Origin of the sequence: Tunturiibacter gelidiferens (genome assembly GCF_051013345.1) — a bacterium.
GTDB lineage: Bacteria > Acidobacteriota > Terriglobia > Terriglobales > Acidobacteriaceae > Edaphobacter > Edaphobacter gelidiferens_A.
Map to the genome: position 1 here is coordinate 3,859,796 of NZ_CP132939.1, position 21,185 is coordinate 3,880,980.

Below are 21,185 nucleotides of genomic sequence, written 5' to 3' on the forward strand. Positions count from 1 at the left end.
ACCTGGCCGTAAGGTCAACCCCACGTCAGTACATTGCAACTGAAACCGTCCATGTTCTCTGAACCTATTGCAACCTCTACCCTCGACCATAGACCGCAGGATTCAACTCAGGGTCGTTATACATCTTCATCTGCCGATAGAGTTTAAACCGTCGCTTGCCCCCTAACACTTCACTCCAGAACACATCCAGGCAGCCCGCCAGATCCTCCCGCTGCTGCTCGAGTAGAGCCAGACGTTCCACGTTGCGGGAACGATGCTCCGCGGTCGCGCTCGTCCGGCGCGCCTCCTCCCGCGTGTGATAGATCTTCAACGCCAGAATGGAGAGTCGATCAATCATCAACCCCGGCGTCTCCGAATGCAGGGGGCAACCGGATCTTGCTCAAGCCGGTCAATAAGCCACAGATCCATCTTCTCCACCAGATCGTTCCGTCGCTGGTTCAATGCATCGATCGCATGCTTTACCCTCACGATCTCCGCGTCCGGTACGCCAGGAACCCGAGCCTTATCCTCCTCATGCCAGAGCTCGAAGTTAGCCCGGTGCTGCCCCATCGCCAGCGCCATCAACCCATCAGCGCCTGTTTGGATCGCCACTTCGCTCTCTGTCTCATGCAGGGCCGCGGTCATCTCGTCCTGCATCCGGGTTATCAAAAGTGCGTCGAGCATAGGCCCTCCTACCAACAAAAGACTTGCCGCATTCAGGATCGCCAACCTTCAACGGCCCTGCAACAGGTATGCCACATATTCTATTCAGTGTCGTCTTTGAGGACGATCGTGTAGTCCTCCTCATCCAGATCGCCTTCAATCCTGCTCAGCCATCCCAGTGATCGGCTCACCGGCCAAACGGTCCAGAATGCCGGAATCGTCCCGGATTCGAACTCACAGACAAGAACAATCTTCGGCTCGCCGCCCGGAAGCGTAGCGAGCTGCGACTGCGGAATATCCTGACGATAGATCTCAACGCGACTCTCATCTCGGACCCCGAGGTACCAGAACTCGGGATCGTCCAGTGCCGCAGGCGGCAGCGCCGCGCGGTCAAGCGTGATCCGGACCATCCACGGAAATATCTGCCCGGCCCAGTCGGCGGCAGCCTCGGGATTAGGCGGCTCTCCACCCCGCACCGTGTAATCCTGAGCCTTTCGCAGCTTGAACGAGAGTCCTGCATAAGCCTCATACTCCTCAAGGCTTCGCGTCGATCCCAATCCATAGCTCTCCACAGGCTGTCCCGCAAGCAGACCCCGCACCTTCTCCCTACTGCGCAAGTCCAGCTCATGCCACGGACGAAGGGCCTTATCCTCGACGTGATCGCCCCAGTGCTTCGGCGCCGCCGGCCTGCCGTAGTCGTGCCATACGATGGTCTCCTGCGGGTGAAACAGGTCATATCCGCTGGTGAAGGCGCGCACCGTCATCGCCGCCTCCTCCCCTAGAAAGTACAACTCGGGATCGTATCCAATCTCTTCCACAAAAGGGCCTTGGGCAAACAAGAAACCCGCCGACAAAAAACGCGCCCGTCGCGGCCTCGTCAGGTTCTGCCAATCCGCAATCGCCATGGGCTTCATATGCGGAATGCCATCCTCGGTAAAGCCCTGAAAGGCCATCTGCAGCGGCCCTTCGACCAAAACCTCATCGCCTCCAGGCGTAAACGGCGAAGCGTACGTACTCAAAATAGGCTTCGCACTCTCTGTCTGCACTACCTCGTCGAGCAGCTTCGCATCCCAATCCCACGCAAAGCGGCAGTGCGAATCCACTTGCAAAAACCATTCTTCGCCTCGCCACAGCTTCATCACCTCGGAGCGCGCACAGCAGGCTCCCTTACTCTCGCGCCAGTCAACGGCAAGTATCCTGAAGCAGTCATCGTTACGAAAGGGAAGCGTGTCGCTATTCGGGTCGTGTTGCCAACAAATACCAAATCGCAGCCGTTCGGGGTGCCGAGCCTTTGCGATGCAGTCCTCGATCGTAGGAACCAGCTGCGGATCGCGATACGCAGCAATCGAGACAAAAATCAAGTGATTCGCTTCGTTCAAACCGGCGTTCCTCGCTCGAACAGGCTAACAGGCTCCTCCTCCCCTTTCGTTCTATTTGCCGTAACTCCCGGAACCAAGCAGACTAGACAGAGACAATGGCAACCTCCCCAAAACGGGTCCTGATCTACCGCCTCGGCAGTCTCGGAGACACCCTCATCGCACTTCCCGCCCTGCACCTCGCAGCCCGTGCCTTCCCGCAGGCCGAACGACGCATCCTCACCAACTTTCCCGTCAACGTCAAGGCCCCACCTGCCGCTGCCATCCTCGACAACAGCGGCCTCGTCCAAGGCTACTTCCGCTACGCCGTCGGGATGCGCAACCCAAGCCAGCTAGTTGCCTTATGGTGGCAACTCCTGCGCTGGCGTCCAGAGGTCTTGGTCTACATGGGGTCTGCGCGAGGAGTAGAGTCGGCACGCCGCGACGAAAAGTTCTTCCGTCTCTGCGGAATAAAGCGATTCATCGGCGTCCCCCTCACCGAAGACATGCAGCAAAGCCGCTGGGACCAGCAAACCCAGACTCTCGAACCAGAGGGAGCGCGCCTCACCCGCAATCTCGCCGAACTCGGAGACCCTCAACTCGACGATCCCGCAAGCTGGGACCTCCGCCTCACCTCAGCCGAGCGCGCCCGCGCCACTGAAGCTCTCGCCCTAGCCGCAGGCCTGCCCGTCATAGCGGTCAGCGTAGGCACCAAAGTCCAATCGAAGGACTGGGGCCGGGAAAACTGGCGTGCACTCCTGCAACACGCCGCCGGTCTCTATCCCAACCATGCACTCGCCCTCTGCGGAGCCCCTGAAGAGGCCGAAGCCAGCAACTTCGCGGCCAACGGCTGGAAGCAAAACTCCTCGAAACCCGTCATCAATCTCTGCGGAATCCTCACCCCGCGCGAGAGCGCAGCTGTCTTCGCCCAGTCTCAAATCTTCATCGGTCACGACAGCGGCCCCATGCACCTCGCGGCAGCCGTCCAAACCCCGTGCGTCGCCATCTTCGCCGCCCGCAACAAGCCCCGCGTCTGGTTCCCCTATGGCAAACAACACCGCGTCATCTACCATCAGACCGACTGCTGGGGCTGCGGCCTCGAAACCTGCATCGTCGAAAAAGAAGTGCCTCACCTCCATCACGGTCGACGAGGTGATCACCGAGGTTCGCGCCATCCTTGGTTAACCGAGAGCACTCAACTTCGCAAAGATGCGATGATGTTCGCGGGAGATCTTTTTCGTTCATGCTGCCGGAACTTCATTCGATCCTGAACCTGCTTGAGGGCGGCTTCAGCCAACTCAAAGTGCTCGTCGTTGGCGACATCATGCTCGACCGCTACATCCACGGTGAGGTCGAGCGCATCTCCCCGAGGCCCCGGTTCCGGTCATCCGCCACGCTCAGCGGTACGAGCGCGCCGGCGGAGCCGCCAATGTAGCCATGAACCTCGCCGGACTCGGCTGTCAGACCTTTCTCGCAGGCTTCTGGGGCAGCGACTCCGAGCAGACAGAGTTAGCCGCAATCCTCGAACGCGCCCGCATCAACGCCGTCGGAGTCGTCACAAGCTCACTCCCCACCATCTCGAAGACCCGCATCGTAGGCCGTATGCAGCAGCTCCTCCGGCTCGACATCGAGAGCCGCGACCCTGTCCCCGCAGTCGAAGCCCAGCGGCTTCAGGAACGCGCCATCGAGCTCGTCGCCAAGGTCCACGCGGTCATCCTTTCCGACTACGCCAAGGGGGCCCTCACCCGTTCGCTCTGCGAGTCCGTCATCCGCGCCGCACGCACCGCCGGCATCCCCGTCTTCGTCGACCCCAAGACCCCGGACTTCAGCAAATACTCTGGCGCGACCACTGTCTGTCCGAATCTCGGCGAACTCTCCGCAGCAACCGGCATCCCCTCTCACCACACCGACGAACTCCTCGCCGCAGCCCAGGCCTTAGTCACCGAACACGACTTCAAATTCCTTACCGTCACCATGAGCGAGAAGGGAATCACGGTCCTGCGCCTGCCGTCGGAAGGCAGTACAGGCGTGTATCACTCGCCCGCGCGAGCCCGCGAGGTATTCGACGTCTCAGGAGCTGGCGACACCGTCATTGCAACCCTCACAGCCGGCATCGCAGGCGGACTGCAGATCGAAACCGCAGTAGAACTCGCTAACCTCGCCGCCGGGATCGTGGTCAGCAAAGTAGGCACAGTACCCATCGCCGCCCACGAATTAGTGGCGACCCTCACTCCCAGCTCCGGACTCACCGCCGGAGAAAAGATCCTCAACCTCGATCGCATCAAACTCCGCGTAGCGGAGTGGCGTTCCTCCGGCGAGACCATCGTCTTCACCAACGGCTGCTTTGACCTCCTCCATGTCGGCCACATCACCCTGCTCGAAGATTGCCGCCGCTTCGGTTCCAAGCTCGTCCTTGGCCTCAACGCGGACGCCTCGGTCTGCCGCCTCAAAGGCCCAACCCGTCCCATCGTCTCGGAACGAGAACGCGCTCGCGTCATGGCTGCCCTAGCCGCAGTCGACGCCGTGGTCCTCTTCGAAGAAGACACACCCCTCGAACTCATCCGCGCACTGCGGCCCAACGTCCTCGTCAAAGGCGGCGACTACACCGTCGAGACCGTGGTCGGTCACGAAGATGTGATCGCCTACGGAGGACGAGTCGAGATCGTCCCCACCGTCGAAGGCTTCTCCACTACCAACATCGTAAAAAAGCTCACGGCAAACCCAGCCGGGAGCGAGGAGACCCAGAAGTGATCATTGTCACCGGCGGAGCAGGCTTCATCGGCAGCAATCTCATCCATCAACTCAACCGCGCAGGCGAGCGCAACATCCTGCTCGTGGACAACTTCGCTCCCGCCCCCAACCTCACCGGCCCCAAGTTCCTCAACCTCGCCGGAGCTGAATACGCCGACTACATGGACAAGCGTGAGTTCCGCGCCGCACTCAAAGCCGGCGACTTTGAGAACACCAGAGTTCGCGCCATCCTCCATCAGGGCGCCTGTTCGAACACCCTCGAAGACGACGGCCGCTACATGATGGACAACAACTTCACCTATTCCAAAGAGTTGTTGCACTTTGCCGTCGACCGTAAGGTTCCACTGGTCTACGCCTCGACGGCCGCGGTCTACGGCGCCAGCACAAACTTCACCGAACTCCCGGCCAACGAGCGGCCCCTCAACGTCTACGGTTACTCGAAGCTCGTCTTCGACAACTATGTCCGCCGTCATCTTCACGATATGAAGTGCACCGTCGTCGGCCTGCGCTACTTCAACGTCTACGGCCCGCGCGAACAGCACAAAGGCCGCATGGCCAGCGTCATCCACCACTTCACCCGCCAGCTCAAAGATACCGGAACCATCCGCATGTTTGAGGGCTCAGGCGGCTATGCCGATGGCGAACAGCGTCGCGACTTCGTCTTCGTCAAAGACCTCGCCCGCATCAACATGTTCTTCGCTGGCCTCCTCCCGGAAAGCCCCAAAAAAACCATCCACGCTGTCGTCAACGCAGGCACCGGCCAAGCCCGCACCTTCAAGGCCGTCGCCGAGTCGCTCATGCAGGTTCACGGCCAGGGAAACATCGAATACATCCCCTTTCCGGGTGACCTGAAAGATCGCTACCAGCACTACACCCAGGCCGACATCTCCGGTCTCCGCGCCGCGGGATACACCGCGCCCTTCACAGGGCTTGAGGACGGTATAAAACAAACCTTCGCCGAGGAGCCCGCCGCAAACTAGTTCCTCGCATCAAAAAAGCAGGTAGTCTAACCGAACCGCAGACTGTTCGACCGGCATCTGTTCCTACCGATCACAGGAGCCCAGTGTGACTGATACGCAACGGAACCCCACGATTCTCTGCATCAGCACCTACGAAAAAGGGCAGCTCTTCATGAAAGAGGCTGCGCGTCTCGGCGCGGACGTTCTCCTTCTCACCGTCGACAGCCTCGAACACGCCGACTGGCCCCGCGATTCACTGACAAAGCTCATCACCATGCCGGAGAAGCTCACTCCCGAGCAGGTCCTGAACACCGTCACGTACCTGGCACGCACGAACCACATCGACCGGATCGTTGCGCTCGACGAATTCGACCTCGAAGTCGCAGCCCTTCTGCGCGAACACTTGCGCCTCCCCGGCATGGGAGAATCACTTACCCGAAACTTCCGCGACAAGCTGGCCATGCGCGTAAGCGCGAAGCAAAACGGCGTTCCCGTTCCTGAGTTCACAGGAGTCTTCAACTACGACGATCTTCACTCCTTCCTCCGCAGCGTTCCCGGACCATGGTTGCTCAAGCCCCGCACCAACGCCTCTGCCATCGGCATCCGCAAGGTCGATTCGCCTGACGACCTCTGGCCCATCCTCGACGAACTAGGCGACCTCCAGTCCCACTACGTCCTCGAGCGCTTTGTCCCTGGCGAGATCTTTCACATGGAAGGCATCACCTGGAACGGCAAGATACTCTTCGGCGCACCCTACAAATACGGCAAGCCTCCCATGCAGACGATGCACCACGGAGGCATCTTCAGCACACGTGCCCTGGACAGGGAATCAAGCGACGCGCTGGCTCTAGACGCAATCCACCAACAGGTGATTGAATCCCTCGGTCTCGTCTCCGGCGTCACCCACACCGAATTCATCAAGTCGCATGCCGACGGCAGCTTCTACTTCCTCGAAACCGCAGCCCGCGTGGGCGGCGCACACATCGCCGATGTCGTCGAGTTTGCCTCCGGCATCAACCCTTGGGTCGAGTGGGCGAGAATCGAAGTGGCGACGCTTCTCAAGATGGAGTACACCCTGCCAAATCTAAAACACCAGTACGCCGGCAGCGTCATCTGCCTCGCGCGACAGGAGCACCCCGACACCGGCAGCTACGACGCGCCCGAGATCGTTTACCGTCTCAATCGCCATCACCATGCCGGCCTCATCGTTCGCGCCGACTCAGCCGAACGCATCGAACAACTCATCGGCCAATACACGCACCGCTTCCTCGAAGACTTCTGTGCCGTCGTTCCGCCTCCAGATAAACCAACGGCCTAAGCCTGCCCGCCGCTGGTGTCTCCTTTAGACATCTCCTCTGCTCATCTCGTTCGCGAGATACTCGGAAGCGCGCATCGAGAGCGCCAGGATAGTCATCGTAGGGTTCTGCCAACCCCCACTCACAAAGCTGGCTCCATCGACGACGAACAGATTCTTATGATCGTGGCTCTGGCACCACTTGTTCAGCACGCTCTTCTTTGGATCATCGCCCATGCGACAGGTGCCGACCTCGTGAATGCTGTATCCCGGCGGATTGGGAACGACATTCTTCGAAAGCACTTCGAATCCAGCCGCGTCTGCGATTGAACAGCCAACTTCGACTGCATCCTTCGCCATGTTGAACTCGTTGTCGGTATACCTGGTCTCAATACGCAACACCGGAATACCCCACGCGTCCACCTTTTCCTTGTCGATGCGGACGTGATTCTCGTAGCGCCCGAGTACCTCGCCCATCACGGTAATGTAGAAGCCGCTTCCGTTGTATTCGTGCACCTTCTGCTGCAGCTCCGCTCCATAGGCCGCGAAGTTGCGTGGGTCGACCCCACCCATGCGGCTGGTCACATTCAACGCGTAGCCGCGCAAAAACTTGTCATACTTCGTCGTGATGTTTCGGAAACGCGGCACGATTGCTGAGCCGCCCATCAACTGTTCGCTTGCCTTACCGTTCCGCGCCTCAGGCACCGAGCAGGTGACGCCCGGTCCGTAGATCTGGTCCATCAGGAAGTGCCCCATTACGCCGCTCGAATTGCAGAGATTGGAGTTCAACAGGAGGCGCGTGCTCTCAAGCGTCCCCGCGGCCAACACAACCACGCGCGCCTTCACATGCATCTCCCGGCGCGAGAGACGGTCAACGAAGTGGCACCCATTTGGTCGGCCGGTGTTCGGATCAACCGTAATCTGCCGAACTACCGCATTGGCGATTGAGGTCAGTTTGTCGGTTCGCTCCGCGTCTGGCAGCAGAAGATTCACAGAACTCGCCAGACCGTCGCGGCCTCGGGCGCGGCGTTGCTGGCAGACCGCCATGTTATACGTCTGCGAAGCCTTGATAAACCGCTGCATGGAGCCCGACCACGCATCGTCAACAGGAACGAAGTTGCCATTCGGCATCTGTGGCGGACCGTCCTGCGCACCCTCCACCTGGAAGATCTCCTCCACACGCGAATAGTAAGGCGCCAGGTCGGCGAGACTGATAGGCCAGTCTTCGCCGAACCCGTCATGCGACTTGGCCTTGAACTCGTAGTCGCTCAAACGGAACGACTGACGCGACCAGAAGAGTGACCGGCCGCCAAACAATCGCACCCGCACCCAGTTGTACGGAGTAGCGGGATCGAACGTGTATGGAACTTCTTCTTCATCCACCCAGACGTTCGCGTTGAACTCGTTTGCCTGGAAGACGTGCTCCAGCCGCCCTGGTGGTTTGAAGCCGCGATACGGCAGATCGTATGCTGGCTTGCGCTGTGAGTCTCTCGCTACGTCGGCCACGGGGCCCGCGTTCAGCATTAGGCACCGCATGCCCTTCTCCGTCAGGATCTTGGCAGCCATGCCTCCAGCGTGTCCCGACCCGACAATTAGTACATCGAATGTTGTGTCTGTCATTATGTTTTCTAGGAGTCACTCACTTCTAACGCGGGTAGGTAGGCATGGTGTGCGCGGCCTTGGGGACGGCCAATACGTGCGGCGGAAGGTGTGTAGAAGTTGCGCCCAGGCCCGCCATATCCGGCTCGATTGGAGACCAGTAGAGTCCTCCCGTCACCCAGTCCTGCCCGGCAGCCGCGCCGGCGTCGTCCCAGGCCTTCGAGTTCATGGTCGCAGTCCGGATGTCTTCATGTGCGATGTTGATAAAGTCTGCGTGCGGCTCCGTCGGAGGATGGTCCGTCATCCAGGTGCGCAGCCAAGGCTTGATGAGCGCATCCGCCTGGGTCGCGTTCAACTTCGCGAACGTCATCTTGTACCTGGCCTTTGCCTCTGCGTTTAGCCAGTCCAGGCCGTCGCGATACAGCTTCTTGCGCGCCTCGGGCGAGCTGCCAATCAGGAAGTCGAGGAACATCGGTGTTCCTGCTTGAAGCGCGCCGGGTTTATTACCGAGCGGTGGCAGCAGTAAATCGCAGAGCCGCGTGAACGTCGCAAGTTGAGCCGGAGTAAAAAGTTCGCCTCAATCTCTGCGATTCCATCGGCCCCTTCCGTGACAGGCAGGGGGTCTTGGGATTCAGCCCCAACGTCCACGGGACGGGGGCCGGAGGTGGCGGGTCAGGCGTCGCTGTCTGCTGGGCAAGCAGTGCCTTCGGCAAAAGTCCTACCGAGATGACAGCACGAACGAATTCACGACGCTGCATAGACCTCCTTGTGCTTGCAGAAAGAGTACACTCCTGCTTCTCCCGTCGTCCAACAGGTGCGGCGGCATGTGTGATCTAAAGAATTGTTGTGTCTGCCGTCTCGCCGGTCATTGAGAACTCTCTCAGGAAACATTTGAGTTGTATTGATTCACGTTGCCCGTGGGACCATCGGCGGAGCAAGCCCAGCAGCGTTCATCGAACGGCATTACGTGGATCACCGGCAATCATCAAGTCTTCCGATCAGTAGAGGTAAGCGTTTGCCGATACTGATAGAGGACATCATCGATCACTTAAGCTGCTCGGGTGTAGTGATCTGTCCCGTAAATAACTTGTCGAAGAGCTCTCGAGTTCGTATTGAATCAAACGGCTCGTCAATTCGTGCAGGAGTAGTTTGTGAAGGAAGCTTCACGATATAAGCAGGCCTGTCGTCAAATCGAACATTGTCTGAAGCAATGCGTTCCTCCTCCGTCCACCCCGCGGCCTTCGCCCAGAACAAGCTGACTCGCCACGAGTGATCACCCATAATCACCAGCGTCGAGTCGTTCCAGCTGCCATTCTCTTCCAGTTCATGCCGGACATGCGCCAGGTACACATCGCACAGTGCAAGGTTGTCAAGGTAGCTTGGGCGAGATACCTCGAAACTACCCGTATGCCGATTGTAGATTCCTCCCGGATGCGGGATAGGCATATGTAGCAGAATGAAGTCGACCGATGGGTCTCGGAGAAGTTCGTCTCCCGCAGCTACAATCTCTTGGTAGTCCTGTTGATGGAGTCTGAGCTCGGCCGAAGGAGCGTTCTGACGCGGAAGCAGATGCACAAGCCTGGCAAGATTTACAAAATGATTTATTATCGGCTGCTCGCTATTCCAGCCGATGCTTTGGTCCGGATACATACCGCCGGGCAAAGCTATATGACTAATCGAGAAACACCGGTCGAGAACCTCAGGCAGAATGCGGCAATAGGGGTTGTACCACCCCGCCACCGCCGTGGTGTAACCCGCATCAAGCGCGTCCTGAAAGACTGTTTTGTGAGGATCTAAAGTACCCCACGTCTCCGTAGATCGGTCATGCACCTCAAGAGGCCAGCCGGCAACAGAGACCCGCACGCCATCGTATCGTTGTCCTGCGATCAGGGAAGGAAGTACCTGTTCGGTATACAGTCCGCTAGGGACAGTATGTGTGAAAACGGTTGAGGTACGAGCCAATTGGGTGAACGCAGGCAACTCGAGGCCAGGATAACGATGCTCGTAGACTTGCCGATAAGAAAGTTCATCAAAGAGAATCCAGATGATTCGCCCGTGATGATGAGAAGAAGAGGTGCTTCCCGTTCGCTGATGCAGGGGGCGAGGGGCGTTCAGATGACGAGCCTGCCATGAGAACAACATCGCCTGCGCAAGAATCACTATCCCGCTCAGCGCTACAAATCCGAGTATCGGTATCGCCAATTGCTTCGCATGATGCAGAATCGGTTGAACGCGAGAACGCCAGGCCGCTGCCGCAACAACGATCATGCAAACCACAACGGCAAAGGCAAGGTTGGCAATGCCCGGAACAGGATCTCCTCCTCGCAAGGCACACCAGTCTTTCAACACCATCCAGCTGAGGGCAATCCCTAAACAGCTCCACACCCATGTGTTGAATCGTGGATGTTTGCTTCCCCACACGAGCAGGAGAGACAACACCAGCCACACCCCGGCGAAGTTTAGCAATACTGGGACGAGCAACGCACTGACTGATCCCGTCAAGTGGTAAAACTCGGTGTGCAAAGGGGACGCTAATGGTTCCAGCAGGGTCAGCAGGACGATTGTGCTTGCGCCGAAGGCGGTTGTAACCGGGTGTTTCAACAACTTACTTGAGCCCTTCTACCGAAAAAGTCGAGGATTGAAAGTTGTTGACGCTGGAAAATTCTGCGGATCGCCCAGAACTCGCCACGACCCAGGGGCCCCGGTCCTTGGGAGCCACCGAACTCTTTCTTCATGGTTTGGAACGATCTCTTGAGTTCGACCATCCAGAAAAGGTTAGATATCTGATTATAGGATATTTATGGTGAGAGCGCTGGGGCTCGAACCCAGGACCAACGCCTTAAAAGGGCGATGCTCTACCAACTGAGCTACGCTCTCAAACCACACTACCAAGTTAGCACATTTGGACCAATAAATAGACGGGTGGACATTGCCTTCAACCAGCACCAGCGCAAGCTTTTACCGGCTCTCGTCACAGCGTCTGAAGCAAAAGGAGACACTCCCGCCAGAGCCACGACTCGATTACCCCGGCCACGGTCCCCAAGCACATCACGTTCCGTTAGTGACTTTTTCGGAATTGAAACCGAAAGTTCCATTTCGGGAAGACAGTTTTCACCCAGATCTGGCCAAGACTGATGCTGAAAACCCGCGCCACCATTGGATTCTCACACTTAAGTCGCACAATGGTTTCATTGACTTGGGGTACCACCCACAGTAGCCTCAGGCTATTGCATCGGAACAGGTGCAACCACATTATTGAGCTGGCAGCGAACCGGCGCAGTTCAAACCAAAAGAAACCGCTTCACCGAACTCACAGGACCAAGAGCTATGGACTCTCGCGGCACAGACAAGATCACCGACAAGGTCGAGGATCTCGCAGTAACAGAAACACCTGAAGATGTTGCTGTACTTTATTCCTGGGCAAATCTTCACGGGGCCAAGTATCGCGACTTCTCGGCCTCCCGTCGTGAGTACCGTGCGCAGCTCAGACATCGCGCCGCCGAGCAAGTGCGGGAGCAGGCCTTACTGGCTCAGGCCGAAGCCGAAGACGCAGCTGCAACCGCAGATGCAGCTGCACGCAACGCATCGAAGGTCGCACTCGATCCTTATTCCGAAGACTCCGACTCCCACAGGCGGCGCGCGCTGCGCGAGGCTGAAGAAGCCGCTCGGACAGCCGCAGCCGAACGCCTGGAAGCCGCTCGCCGCGCTGAAGTCGCCGCCGTTGCCGAAGCGGCCGCCCGACGCGAAGAACGTGAGATCGCAGAGGCCCACGCCTCCGCCCAGCGACAGGCTGCTCGATACGCAGACTCCGAGATTCGACGCAGAGCCGAAGACAGTCCAGAGCTTCCCGGCCGAATCTCGGACCCCTATTCTCCTCACGCTCAATCCTCAAACCCGCCGGCCCCCAGCCAAATCTTCGCCAGGCCACTGACGCGGCACTGCGCCAACCGACTGGTTCTTCCCAGGAATCGCCCTTGAGCAGCGATCCAACACAGCCAGAACCGCGGGTTTTCGTTAAGCAAAATATGACCCCACGCCGCCCCCAGGGCTATCGCCCAGACGAAGCATCAGGTGTCCGCCAGATTTATCGCGGCCCCGATGACTCTCAAGCCGAGTACACTACTCCTGATCCAATCAGACATTCGATTCCTGCGCAAAACCGAGCTGTGCCTGCACCTCTTTTATCCCAGGACATGAAGCCGATCTCCGAACAGCCCGCTCCATCGCCTCTTTCGTCCTCAAACGAAGGCGCGGCCCCACTCCTGGGTCAACGTCGCACCGATCCTCAGCAACGCGCCGAGTCACCGACCTCTCAAAGTGAACCTGCGTCGTCACCCAACCCGGATCCCCGCATTCCGTCTACCAAGGATCTTCCGAAGCCATCGGTCGATCAGCCCCTCGATTCCCCACGGGATTCTTCGTCAAATCTTTCCCCAGGTACACCCGCCCGCCCCAGGCTATCGGGAGCCTTTCGGTCTGCGCCGCCGATCTCTGCTACACCCCCAAGACCCGTCTCGCCGTTCTCTCAAGCGCTGGTACCCTCCGACTCCACACGTGGTCGTCGAGCCCAGGACGACTTCGACTATCAGCAGCCGCACGATCCATCCGAACCGCCCCGCCGGCCCTCCGCAGATCCGTCGCCTGAGCCCGCGCCATTGGCCTCTGCACGCCCAGCCTTCCAATCGGATCCTGCCGGCCCGGCCTGGCTCTACGCTCCACCAGCTCAGCCCGTCACTCCAAAGCCGCTCGCCCCACAGCCGCCAACCTCTCAATCCTCCGTAGCCGACACTCTCCAACACTCTAGGGAGCGCGTGGCCGCCCGCTGGTACGCCCTCAAGGGCGTCTTCGAGCAGCCCGGACAGGATCAACCCGAGGCCGCACCCGTGCGTCAGAAGGAGACCCGCACCCCGTCCTCGCCGTCTTCTCTCTCGCTGGCGGAGTCGGCAAAACCAGCCTCGTGGCAACAGTAGGCCGAGCGCTCTCCTCCATGGGAGAGAAAGTTTTGCTCACCGACACCACCTCTCACGGCCTGCTTCCGTTCTACTTCGGCGCCAGCGAACTTCGTCACGGAACCGTCCGCACGTTTTCCCCACCCAGCGGCAGCACCGACGCTCCCATCTACCTCGTCAGCTACGACGTGGACCACAAGACCACCGACGACGAGGCGCAGGAGCTGCTCGCCGAGGAGATCATCAGCAACGGCCGCGGCGCCCACCGCATTCTGCTCGACCTCACCGTGGGTTCCAGTTGGATCGTCCGGCGCATGTCCCGCATGAGCCCGACCATCCTCGTTCCCGTCGCACCTGACATGAACTCCGTCATCAGCCTGCAAACCGTCGAAAAGTTCTTCGGCGGTGTCAACGACGGCGACGGTCGCCCTCTCCAGCCCTTCTACGTGCTCAATCAGTTCGACACCTCGCTGCCGCTGCACCTCGACGTCCGTGAGGTGATGCGCCGGCAGTTAGGAGACCGCCTCCTCCCCTTCGTCATCCGCCGCGCACAGTCCGTCAGCGAAGCTCTGGCCGAGGGCATGACCGTAGTGGACTACGCGCCTGACGCACCCGTCGCCGAAGACTATCTGAACCTCGCCACCTGGCTCCGCACCGTCGCCGCACCGGCAACCGCCGGCTTCCGTAACGTTCGTTGGAGCGAACGATGAGGGAGGGTCCTCTCTTCGATCAACTTCAATCAGGTGACGCTCTCTTCTACAAAGCCCTACGCTTTCTCATCCTTGTCAGTGGAGTATTTCTTCTAGCATTCACCGGCATCCTCGAACTCACCTGGCCCCAGCAGATCGTGCTCGGCATTCTCACAGTAGCTCTGGTCATCTGGATGGACCGCAGCTCGGGCTCCTACCTCGTCACGCTAACGCTGATGCTGGCCTCCATGTTCTCCACCTTCCGCTACGGCTTCTGGAGAGTCTCCACCACCCTCAAATTCTTCCTCGATCCCGGTTCGACCTGGAGCGTTCTCGACGGCTTCTTCATCTGCCTCCTGCTCTTCGCCGAAATCTACGCCTTCGTCGTCCTCTTTCTCGGCTACTTCCAAACGCTGTGGCCGTTGCGCCGCACGCCTGTCTCGTTGCCCGACGAAATCACTCAGTGGCCCGCCGTCGATCTCCTCATCCCCACCTTCAATGAGCCGCTCAGCCTCGTAAAGTACACGGCCCTCGCCGCCATCAACATCGACTGGCCCGCAGACAGACTCAACGTCTACATCCTCGATGACGGCAAACGCGAAGAGTTTCGTCAGTTCGCCGAAGACGCATGCATCGGCTACATCACGCGCGACGACAATCAGCATGCGAAGGCAGGCAACATCAATCACGCCCTCGCCCAACTCAACGCACCCTATGTCGTAATCTTTGACTGCGACCACGTACCCACCCGAAGCTTCCTGCAGATCACCATGGGTTGGTTCCTGCGCGACAAAAAGCTCGGAATGCTGCAGACTCCGCACCACTTCTATTCGCCCGACCCCTTCGAGCGGAATCTGGACCAGTTCCGCACCATCCCCAACGAAGGCGAGCTCTTCAACGGCATCGTCCAGGACGGCAACGACTTCTGGAATGCGACCTTCTTCTGTGGCTCATGCGCCGTCCTCCGCCGCTCCGCTCTCGACCAGATCGGCGGTATCGCCGTCGAAACCGTCACCGAGGACGCCCACACCTCCCTCCGCATGCAGAGGAACGGCTGGAACACCGCCTACATCAACATCCCACAGGCAGCAGGCCTGGCCACCGAACGCCTCAGCGGCCACATCCGCCAGCGCATTCGCTGGGCCCGCGGCATGGTCCAGATCCTCCGCACCGAAAACCCACTCTTCGCCCGCGGACTCAGCGCAGCCCAGCGTCTCTGCTACTTCAACGCGATGACGCACTTCCTCTACGCTCTGCCTCGACTCATCTTTCTCACCGCGCCGCTCGTCTATCTCATCTTCGGACACGTCAATCTCCCCGGCTACTGGCTGCTCATCTTCGCCTACGCCCTCCCGCACCTTGTCCTTGCGAACATCGCCAACTCCCGCATCCAGGGCCAGCATCGCCACTCCTTCTGGAACCAGATCTACGAGACAGTCCTCGCGCCTTACATCTTTCTCCCCACTGTGCTCGCGCTCATCAATCCCAAATTCGGCAACTTCGACGTAACCGCGAAGGGGGCGTCGTCACGCGTAGGTTCTTCGACTCGCGCATCGCCCAGCCCTTCCTCTTTCTCTCAGCGCTCAACGCCTTGGGGATCCTCTGCGCCATCCCCAGATTCATTCAGTTTCCCGGCGCCGGAACGCCATCGCCCCTCCATTTCATCGCGGACATGTACGACGGAGGCCACGCCGGCACCATCCTGATGAACCTGCTCTGGGCCTGCTTCAACATGGTCATCCTCGGCGTCGCCACCTCCGTCGCATGGGAGAGCCGCCAGCGCCGTCAGGCCGTCCGCCTCCCCATGTCTGTCCCCGCAGACGTCGAACTCCCCAGCGGAGCCATCGTCCGCGGTGTCACCAGCGACATGTCCAGCGGCGGTCTCAGTGTCCGCATGGAGCGCGCCTTCACCGCCCACGTCGGCGACGCCCTCAAACTGACCCTGCCGGTTCTCGACGGCAACGCCACCCTGCCCGCAACAGTCGTCGGAATCGAAGGCAGCACCCTCCGTGCGCAGTTCGACCCGCTCACCCTCCAGCAGGAAGAGGCTCTCACCATGGTCCTCTACTCCCGCGCCGACACCTGGCTTGGATTGAACGAGGCCCGCGAGGCCGACAGGCCACTGACCAGCCTGCGCCACATCGTCCAACTCGCCGGCCACGGCTTCGCCCGAACATTTCGCAGCGGCGCAAAGGCCAAGGAGCCATCCTCCAACCGAGAGTTAGCACCCAGTGTCGCGCCATTTCTCGTCCTGGCGATCCTGCTGAGCTCGTCGGTCCTCTCCGCCCAAGTCCACCCGTTTCATGCCGTTCGATTCTCCTTCCAGAACGACTCAAGCACTCCACAATCCACACCCGAAGTGCAGCCCCGGAGCCCACTCCGCCGCCAAAGCCACCTTTCATTCGAAGAGTTGCCGCACCACCGGCCTCACCCCCGCCCGACACCTTCGACAACGTCGTCAACTTCTCTGACCTGGGCGTCCCCCGAGCCATCGTTATGCAGGGCCTCGACGCCTTCAACACGATTCACTTCTCCTTACCCCGGACGCAGGTCGTCAGGACAGCAACAATGCATCTTCGCTACCACCCCTCTCCAGGCCTCATCCCATCGCTCAGCCATCTCAAAGTGAGCCTGAACGGAAACCTCTTCGCAACTCTTCCCGTCGTTGACCCACACTCAACCGAGGTTACTCAAGCCACCGCAACAGTTACAAATACCGCTCCCGCCAAGAGCAGCGACCTGCTCGAATCAACCGTCACGCTGCCGGTCGACGCTCTGACACGAGACAACCAGCTCACCTTTGAGTTCGTAGGCCATTACGCCTCTCAGTGCGAAGACCCCACGCACTCCACCCTTTGGACTCACATCGACAACAACTCCACCATCGAGTTCACCGGAACGCTCAGTCAGCTACACGACGATCTCAAGCTCCTCCCCGCGCCGTTCTACGAGCCACTCGTCAATCCTCATCCGGTCATCCCCATCGTCTTCCTCGGTCAACCATCTCCGAAGGCGCTTCAAGCCGCTGGCATCCTGGCCTCATGGTTCGGCATCCTCGCAGACTCGCGCCCCATCCGCTTCCCAATCTCAGTCGGAGCCATCCCCGCCGGTAACGCCATCGTCATTAGCCAGAGCGCCTCGTCTCTTCCCGCCTCCCTCCAGATCAACTCCATCGCCGGCCCCACCATCCTCATGCGGCCCAATCCCTCGGACCCCTACTCAAAGCTCCTCATTCTTACCGGCGAGACCGACGCCGACGTCCTCAGCGCAGCCCTCGCGCTCACCCTCCAGCGCGATCTCCTCACTGGCGATCGCGTCCGCATCGCTGCCATCAAAATGCCTGCGCCCCGCGAAGCCGACGACGCACCCCGCTGGCTCAGCACCGACAAGAACACACCCATCGGAGACCTCCAAACCTCCAGCCTCCAGACTGACGGCTCCGATCCCGTGGCCATCTACCTGCGCCTCCCGCCCGACCTCTTCTACGGCACCCGCCAAAACCTCGGCTTTCATCTCGGATATCGCTACAACGGCATCCCCCTCTCACAGGAAAGCTCGCTCCAGGTCTATCTCAACGACGCCTACGTCAACTCAACCCCGCTATCGCACAGCGACAAAGCCTCTCCCACGCGCATCGTCCCTTTCCCCGTCTCGGACATGCGTCCCTTCTCGAACTCAATCCTTTTGCGCTTTTTCTTCCAACTAGCCAAAAGACCCGACTGCCCCGACCCCACCGCCTCGAACCTGCAAGGCTCCATCCTCAAAGACTCCTACCTCGACCTCAAGGACATTCCTCACTTAGCTGTCCTGCCAAATCTCGAGATCTTCGCCAACGCCGGCTACCCCTTCACCCGCAAAGCCGACCTCTCCGACACCGCCGTCGTCCTGCCCGACACCCCAGGCCCCGAAGAGATCGAGCTCTACCTCACTCTCATGGCCCACTTCGGCGCTCAAACCGGCTACCCGGTTCCCAACGTCACCGTCACCAACGCCGAGGGCATGCGGCCCGACGCCCACAAGGACTACCTCGTCCTCGGCACGGTCGACGATCAATCCGCCATCAACCGGCTCAATCCCTCACTCCCCGTCAGCGTCGACGGCAGCGGCCTTCACATCCAGGACACCCAGGATTTCTTCGCCCAACTCCAGCACGCCTGGTGGAAGGTCCGCAGCTCCGACCACATTCAGTCCGGCCAGCTCGAAACCGCCGGCAGCCTCCCCGACGCACTCATCGAAGGCGTCGAGTGGCCCAGCGGCTCAAAGCAATCCGTCGTCGTCATCGCCCTGCACGACAAAGACGTCATCCCCAACTTCATCTCCACCTTCCTCCAGGCATCCCAATCCTCCGACATCTCCCAGTCAGTAAGCGTCCTGCACAGTTCGCACTTCTCGTCCTACCGCATCGGCAACGACGTCTACCGTGTTGGCTCGCTCTCCTTGTGGCTCCAGCTCAACATGCTCTTCGCCGACTACCAATGGCTCATGGTCATCTCCACCCTTGTCGTCTGTTTCCTCCTCGCCGTCATCCTTCGTTCTGCTCTGCGCCGAAGAGCACGCGCCCGCCTGCAGGGAAACAGCTACACCCACCCCGCCTGATACGAACGAACGAAGAACCAGCCAGCAACCAGCGCCGCAAGCTTTTCTTGCCGTTGTCTGTTCTTTTCTTGTCATTCCGCACCCTGAGCGTAGTCGAAGGGAAGGACTCTGCTGTTGCACCTCGCGTGCCCCTTCTTCAGTTTCAGGACAGCTTCTTTGGGCCAATGCCGAATCGAATATCACCCATTCGACGTACCGTATAAATCTCTGAATTCCCTTGAACTGCTTCTCGGGCCCACGTATAACTCTCGAACATACATAATTCCTGTCACACAGCCGGAGTTTGCTACAACGACGGTGGGGCGAAATGGTGTATCGAAGACCCGTGACCTTACGAACGATACGACGAACGAACCCGCGAGCAGAGCAATTGCGTAAACTCCTTCTCCAAATCTCAGCTTTGAGCCTCCTCCCATTCAGCGCGATCCCAGCGCTAGCCTCCCGGCCGGACACCGTCCCGGACTGGGTTCGCACCGCCGCCCAGCAAAAGATCCCCGCCTATCCGCCTGAAACCAACGCAGTCGTTCTCCTCGAAGACACTACTTACACCGTAGCGGCCGACGGCAGCGCCACCGAACACTTCCGCAGCGTCGTTAAAATCCTTCGCCCCCAAGGTCGCGACGAGGGCAGGATCGCCGTCCCCTTCGACAAGGACACCAAAATTCTCTCCATGCACGTCTGGAGCATCGGCCGCGACGGTCACGAGTACGCCGTCAAAGACAACGAGCAGGTTGAGTTCGGCTATCCCGGCCAGGGCAACCTCTTCATGGACCTCAAGGTCCGGGCCGCAGAGGCTCCCGGCCGCGATCCCGGCGGGGTCGTCGCCTACGAGTACGAGCAGCGCACCCATCCCTACCTCACCGAGAAGACCTGGCTCTTCCAAAGCGAACTCCCCCGCCTCAACCAGAGCTTCACCCTCGAGCTCCCACCCGGATTCACTCACGGTACCGTCTGGGCGCATAGCAGGGAACTCCCTCCGATCGACCTCGAACATCAACGCTGGCGCTGGGAGATGAAGGATGTCCCGCCCATCGACCTCGATCAGGTTGAGCTCCGCCCGTCAGAGTACTCCCTCGAGGGCCGGATGACCGTCCACTACACTGGCCCAACCATCCCCGCCCCGACCGAAGGCACCTGGCAAAGCATCGGCGAGTGGTACCAGACACTCTCGAAGGATCGCCTCGTAGCCACACCCGAGATCACCGCCAAAGCCAAAGAACTAGCCGGCGACAAGACCGACTTCTACGACAAGACCGAGGCCATCGCCGAGTTCGTTCAAAAACAGGTCCGCTACTTCGTCATCGAGATGGGCATCGGCGGCTACCAGCCCCACTACGCCGCCGACATCTTCCGCAACCGCTACGGCGACTGCAAAGACAAAGCCACCCTGCTCGTCTCCATGCTCTCTACCGTGGGCGTCCACGGCGCTCTCGTCATGGTCGACCATCGTCGAGGAGTCGTCGACCCAAATGCACCCTCGATCTTCGGCGACCACATGATCGCCGGCATTGAAATTCCCAAGGGCTACAACTCGCCAAAACTCCGAAGCGTCGTCACCGCCAAGTCCGGCCGCCGCTATCTCATCTTCGACCCCACCTGGGAAAAGACTGCCTTCGGCCAGCTCGAGCACAACCTCCAGGGAGGCTACGGCGTCCTGATGGAAGGCCCCGACAGCCAGATCATTCAGTTTCCGGTCCTCTCTCCCGATCTCAACACCATCCGTCGCACCGGCACCTTCCAACTGCAACCCGACGGCTCGCTCAAGGGCACCGTCACCGAGAAGCGCTTTGGCGACCTCTCCGAACATCGCCGCGATCTCTACACCAGCGGCGACGCCAAGGAGCAGACCCAATTCCTCGACCGCCTCCTCGGCCAGGACTTTACCACCTTCACCGTCTCCGACTTCAAGGTGCAGAACGCCGAGGCTCTCAACAAAGACCTCACGACCACTTACTCCTCACCGCCGATCGCTTCGGAAAGCCCATGGGTCCTCTGCTCATGATCCGTCCCCGCGTCCTCGGCGGCGAGCATCTCTACGCCGACCGCAAAGAACGCCACGACATCCCCATCAACCTCAGCGAGACCATGCAGGAGCAGGACGACTACACCATTGAGCTGCCCTCAGGCTACGCCGTCGACGAGATTCCCGATCCCGTCAAGCTCGACCTGGGCTTTGCCTCCTACGAAAGCTCCAGCATCGTCAAAGATCACACCCTCCGCTACACCCGCACCTACACCGTCCGCGAAGTCACTCTTCCCGCTGACAAATATCCCGACGTCCAAAAGCTCTCCGGCGTCATAGCAGCCGACGAACAAAACAAAGCCGTACTCAAGAAGCAGTAAAAAATCGC

Annotated in this window: 19 protein-coding genes, 1 tRNA gene and 1 pseudogene; 13 read left to right on the forward strand and 8 right to left on the reverse strand. The window is 59.8% G+C overall.

What is annotated here, in order from left to right; all coding sequences use genetic code 11:
- Nucleotides 1-76: 76 nt before the first annotated feature.
- The 3 genes from RBB80_RS19245 to RBB80_RS19255 all read right to left on the reverse strand — a co-directional run bounded on the left by RBB80_RS19245 (nucleotide 77) and on the right by RBB80_RS19255 (nucleotide 2,021).
- Nucleotides 77-337: a DUF4254 domain-containing protein gene (locus RBB80_RS19245; protein ID WP_433969759.1), complete on the reverse strand. Its 261-nt coding sequence runs from the start codon at nucleotides 335-337 to the stop codon at nucleotides 77-79.
- Nucleotides 337-663 (reverse strand): DUF4254 domain-containing protein, encoded by a 327-nt coding sequence (locus RBB80_RS19250; protein WP_433964066.1) that lies wholly within the window; start codon nucleotides 661-663, stop codon nucleotides 337-339. The genes RBB80_RS19245 and RBB80_RS19250 overlap by 1 nt, the downstream gene beginning before the upstream one ends.
- Before the next feature lie 80 nt (nucleotides 664-743).
- Nucleotides 744-2,021 (reverse strand): GlcNAc-transferase family protein, encoded by a 1,278-nt coding sequence (locus tag RBB80_RS19255; protein WP_433964067.1) that lies wholly within the window; start codon nucleotides 2,019-2,021, stop codon nucleotides 744-746.
- Between the two features lie 95 nt (nucleotides 2,022-2,116).
- Here RBB80_RS19255 and RBB80_RS19260 point away from each other — a divergent pair, with 95 nt between their 5' ends.
- The 5 genes from RBB80_RS19260 (at nucleotide 2,117) to RBB80_RS19280 (ending at nucleotide 7,025) form a co-directional block, all read left to right on the forward strand.
- Nucleotides 2,117-3,268, forward strand: coding sequence for a glycosyltransferase family 9 protein (locus RBB80_RS19260; protein WP_433964068.1), 1,152 nt, complete (start codon nucleotides 2,117-2,119; stop codon nucleotides 3,266-3,268).
- A complete protein-coding gene (locus RBB80_RS19265; RefSeq protein WP_433964069.1) occupies nucleotides 3,241-3,432 on the forward strand; it encodes a hypothetical protein in 192 nt (63 codons plus the stop codon). The genes RBB80_RS19260 and RBB80_RS19265 overlap by 28 nt, the downstream gene beginning before the upstream one ends.
- 2 nt (nucleotides 3,433-3,434) lie before the next feature.
- Nucleotides 3,435-4,748, forward strand: coding sequence for a D-glycero-beta-D-manno-heptose 1-phosphate adenylyltransferase (gene rfaE2 / locus RBB80_RS19270; protein ID WP_433964070.1), 1,314 nt, complete (start codon nucleotides 3,435-3,437; stop codon nucleotides 4,746-4,748).
- Nucleotides 4,745-5,728 (forward strand): ADP-glyceromanno-heptose 6-epimerase, encoded by a 984-nt coding sequence (rfaD, locus tag RBB80_RS19275; RefSeq protein ID WP_433964071.1) that lies wholly within the window; start codon nucleotides 4,745-4,747, stop codon nucleotides 5,726-5,728. The genes rfaE2 and rfaD overlap by 4 nt, the downstream gene beginning before the upstream one ends.
- Before the next feature lie 85 nt (nucleotides 5,729-5,813).
- The gene (locus RBB80_RS19280) at nucleotides 5,814-7,025 is read left to right on the forward strand and encodes an ATPase (RefSeq protein ID WP_433964072.1); all 1,212 of its coding nucleotides are present in this window, start codon (nucleotides 5,814-5,816) and stop codon (nucleotides 7,023-7,025) included.
- Nucleotides 7,026-7,049: 24 nt separating this feature from the next.
- Here the strand turns inward: RBB80_RS19280 and RBB80_RS19285 are convergent, their stop codons facing one another.
- From RBB80_RS19285 to RBB80_RS19305, 5 genes are all read right to left on the reverse strand, one after another.
- On the reverse strand, nucleotides 7,050-8,621 hold the full coding sequence (locus tag RBB80_RS19285; protein WP_433964073.1) for a GMC oxidoreductase: 1,572 nt from the start codon (nucleotides 8,619-8,621) through the stop codon (nucleotides 7,050-7,052).
- A gap of 25 nt (nucleotides 8,622-8,646) precedes the next feature.
- On the reverse strand, nucleotides 8,647-9,123 hold the full coding sequence (locus tag RBB80_RS19290; protein WP_433969760.1) for a gluconate 2-dehydrogenase subunit 3 family protein: 477 nt from the start codon (nucleotides 9,121-9,123) through the stop codon (nucleotides 8,647-8,649).
- Nucleotides 9,104-9,358, reverse strand: coding sequence for a hypothetical protein (locus tag RBB80_RS19295; RefSeq protein ID WP_433964074.1), 255 nt, complete (start codon nucleotides 9,356-9,358; stop codon nucleotides 9,104-9,106). The genes RBB80_RS19290 and RBB80_RS19295 overlap by 20 nt, the downstream gene beginning before the upstream one ends.
- 286 nt (nucleotides 9,359-9,644) lie before the next feature.
- Nucleotides 9,645-11,204 carry a sulfatase-like hydrolase/transferase gene (locus tag RBB80_RS19300; RefSeq protein ID WP_433964075.1) on the reverse strand — a complete coding sequence of 520 codons (1,560 nt, stop codon included), beginning with the start codon at nucleotides 11,202-11,204 and terminating at the stop codon, nucleotides 9,645-9,647.
- 197 nt (nucleotides 11,205-11,401) lie between these two features.
- Nucleotides 11,402-11,477: transfer RNA gene (locus tag RBB80_RS19305), tRNA-Lys, on the reverse strand.
- A 450-nt stretch (nucleotides 11,478-11,927) separates the two neighbouring features.
- On the opposite strand from RBB80_RS19305, the gene RBB80_RS19310 reads away from it, so the two are divergent.
- The 8 genes and pseudogenes from RBB80_RS19310 to RBB80_RS19345 all read left to right on the forward strand — a co-directional run bounded on the left by RBB80_RS19310 (nucleotide 11,928) and on the right by RBB80_RS19345 (nucleotide 21,177).
- A complete protein-coding gene (locus tag RBB80_RS19310) occupies nucleotides 11,928-12,578 on the forward strand; it encodes a hypothetical protein (protein WP_433964076.1) in 651 nt (216 codons plus the stop codon).
- Nucleotides 12,579-12,793: 215 nt separating this feature from the next.
- Nucleotides 12,794-13,570, forward strand: a complete 777-nt coding sequence (locus RBB80_RS19315) for a hypothetical protein (protein ID WP_433964077.1) — start codon at nucleotides 12,794-12,796, stop codon at nucleotides 13,568-13,570.
- Nucleotides 13,558-14,259 carry a cellulose synthase operon protein YhjQ/BcsQ gene (locus tag RBB80_RS19320; protein ID WP_433964078.1) on the forward strand — a complete coding sequence of 234 codons (702 nt, stop codon included), beginning with the start codon at nucleotides 13,558-13,560 and terminating at the stop codon, nucleotides 14,257-14,259. Before RBB80_RS19315 ends, RBB80_RS19320 begins: the two co-directional genes overlap by 13 nt.
- Nucleotides 14,256-15,944 (forward strand): glycosyltransferase family 2 protein, encoded by a 1,689-nt coding sequence (locus RBB80_RS19325; RefSeq protein WP_433964079.1) that lies wholly within the window; start codon nucleotides 14,256-14,258, stop codon nucleotides 15,942-15,944. Before RBB80_RS19320 ends, RBB80_RS19325 begins: the two co-directional genes overlap by 4 nt.
- 98 nt (nucleotides 15,945-16,042) lie before the next feature.
- Nucleotides 16,043-16,240: pseudogene (locus RBB80_RS19330) on the forward strand (PilZ domain-containing protein); the annotation flags it as partial.
- A 494-nt stretch (nucleotides 16,241-16,734) separates the two neighbouring features.
- Nucleotides 16,735-18,834, forward strand: coding sequence for a cellulose biosynthesis cyclic di-GMP-binding regulatory protein BcsB (locus RBB80_RS19335; protein ID WP_433964080.1), 2,100 nt, complete (start codon nucleotides 16,735-16,737; stop codon nucleotides 18,832-18,834).
- A 370-nt stretch (nucleotides 18,835-19,204) separates the two neighbouring features.
- A complete protein-coding gene (locus RBB80_RS19340; protein ID WP_433964081.1) occupies nucleotides 19,205-20,836 on the forward strand; it encodes a DUF3857 domain-containing transglutaminase family protein in 1,632 nt (543 codons plus the stop codon).
- On the forward strand, nucleotides 20,818-21,177 hold the full coding sequence (locus RBB80_RS19345) for a hypothetical protein (protein ID WP_433964082.1): 360 nt from the start codon (nucleotides 20,818-20,820) through the stop codon (nucleotides 21,175-21,177). The genes RBB80_RS19340 and RBB80_RS19345 overlap by 19 nt, the downstream gene beginning before the upstream one ends.
- The last annotated feature ends 8 nt before the right edge of the window (nucleotides 21,178-21,185 follow it).